We start from the raw sequence: 2,067 nt of genomic DNA, 5'->3' as shown, positions 1-2,067 counted from the left end.
AATGGTAGAAATCAAAAAAATTCTATCTTTAGCCCGTAAGTAGGTAAGCTATGTCCCAACGGCCACTTGTACATTTTGAAATCTCTGAGCGTAAGGTATTACTACGTTTGTTAGATTCGCTTTGTATTTTAACCTGTCTCAGCCTGATAGGAATTATCTTTGAATTCGATTATTTTAGAATAGATTCACAAAACTGGTATTGGACCCTCGTTTTACTCCTTTATTTTAATCTTTTTGCCAGCATTTTTGAACTCTACGATCTTCAAAAAGCGTCAAATTTTGATAGCGTATTGCAGAACTCATTGTTAAGCTCTGGAGCAACGGTTTTGTTCTATATCCTTACGCCTTTTTTAACGCCAAGTTTGCCTGAAAATCGCTTGCAAATTCTCTTTTTCTTTCTCGCAATTTTGATTCCGCTGTTACTATGGCGACTGGTTTATATTACTTTAATTTCTTCTCCAAGGTTTTATAAGCGGGTACTGGTGGTAGGCAATTCTTTTGATATAAACCTTATTAGCTCCGATCTTCAAAAATCTGATCCGAATTACGTGGTGGTGGGTTATATTAAAACCGAAGACCGGATTTCTTCAGAAATAGATGAAGATAAGCTGATTAGGTTTGAGGTGGAAGACCTTACAGAAGCTATTAAAGAGCATCATATAAACGAAATTGTGGTGGCCAGTGGCTACAAAGAAGGTTTGATGCTGCCATTGTATAACCAGTTAAGTGTTTTGCTGAAGGCGGGTTTTCCTATTAAAGATTATACACAGGTTTACGAAGAAATTACCCAGCGCATTCCCGTGCAGCACGTAGATAAAGATTTTTACCGATATTTTCCTTTTAGCCGAAGTAATCAGAATAAATTTTATCAATTTTTCTTTAGAATATTCGATATTATTATCGCGATAATAGGGCTAACTTTTTTGATACTAATGCTGCCAATTATTTTAATAGCTAACTTTCTGGGAAACCGTGGATCCCTTTTTTATAGGCAGGAAAGGATTGGTAAATATGGAGAAGTTTTCAGGATTTTGAAGTTAAGAACTATGGTAAAGGATGCTGAACCTAACGGACCTCAATACGCCCAAAAGAACGATTTACGCACTACTCGCTTTGGAAAGTTTTTAAGAAGGTCTCGTCTAGATGAAATCCCGCAGTTTTATAATGTATTAAAAGGTGAAATGAGCCTGATTGGGCCTAGACCGGAAAGGCCGGTTTTTGTGAATGAATTATCTAAAGTAATCCCTTTTTACGAAACGCGACACGTGGTAAAACCGGGTTTAACCGGTTGGGCGCAGGTAAAAGCAGATTATGGGAATTGCCATACCGATAGCCTGGTAAAGCTTCAGTATGATCTCTATTACATAAAACATCGCGGAATTTTTCTTGACCTGAATATTATCCTGAAAACCTTAAGCACGGTAATTTTTTTCCGGGGACAATAGTTCAGTTCTCAGTTGGCAGTGCGCAATAGCAGTAAGCATGAAAAGCTTTATGAAGGCCTGTTTCGTTTATACTTTACTATCGCAAAGAGAAAAATAAACAAAGCCAGGAATTGCGCTACTCTCGCTAAATAATCTCCATATTCTACGTAAAAAGTTTTTTCTGAATTAAGATGAATATCAGCCTTGATGCTGCCTTGTTCCTCATAACCCAGACTTTTTGTGATTTCTCCTTTTTGATTGATAAATGCTGAAATCCCAGTATTTGCACTTCGCACTACATCGCGACGGGTTTCTATGGCACGTAATTTAGCATAACTAAGATGCTGTTTGTGGCCTTGTGAGTTTCCCCACCAGGCATCGTTCGTAATAATGCTAAGAAAATCTGCGCCATTTTCTACATATCCTGTTACATATTCTCCATAAACGGATTCGTAGCAAATAATGGGGCCCGTAGCCGAATTATTATCCAAAGCGAAAACTTCCCGGTCTTCCTGTGTGGTCTTCATCGCTACGGTGCCACCGAGATCTATCATAACATCACCTAAAATAGGTTTCAGGATTTCCTGATAAGGAAAGTTCTCTACGCCAACTACGAGTTTAGATTTATGATAAAGCTGCGGAA

At 38.1% G+C, this 2,067-nt stretch carries 2 protein-coding genes; one reads left to right on the top strand and one right to left on the bottom strand.

Features of this window, described 5'->3' with window-relative positions:
- The first annotated feature begins 50 nt into the window (after positions 1-50).
- On the top strand, positions 51-1,445 hold the full coding sequence (locus tag AACZ30_RS13795) for an exopolysaccharide biosynthesis polyprenyl glycosylphosphotransferase (protein ID WP_075325971.1): 1,395 nt from the start codon (positions 51-53) through the stop codon (positions 1,443-1,445).
- A 47-nt stretch (positions 1,446-1,492) separates the two neighbouring features.
- Here AACZ30_RS13795 and AACZ30_RS13790 read toward each other — a convergent pair.
- On the bottom strand, positions 1,493-2,067 hold a 575-nt coding region (locus AACZ30_RS13790), incomplete at its 5' end, for an apolipoprotein N-acyltransferase (RefSeq protein ID WP_339650093.1).

It is taken from the genome of uncultured Salegentibacter sp. (genome assembly GCF_963972535.1).
Lineage (GTDB): Bacteria > Bacteroidota > Bacteroidia > Flavobacteriales > Flavobacteriaceae > Salegentibacter.
This window is presented reverse-complemented; position numbering and strand designations above follow the sequence as displayed.

Coding starts and splice junctions, on each gene's coding strand:
- AACZ30_RS13795 (WP_075325971.1), top strand. CDS start 51: ATGTCCCAACGGCCACTTGTACATTTTGAAATCTCTGAGCGTAAGGTA.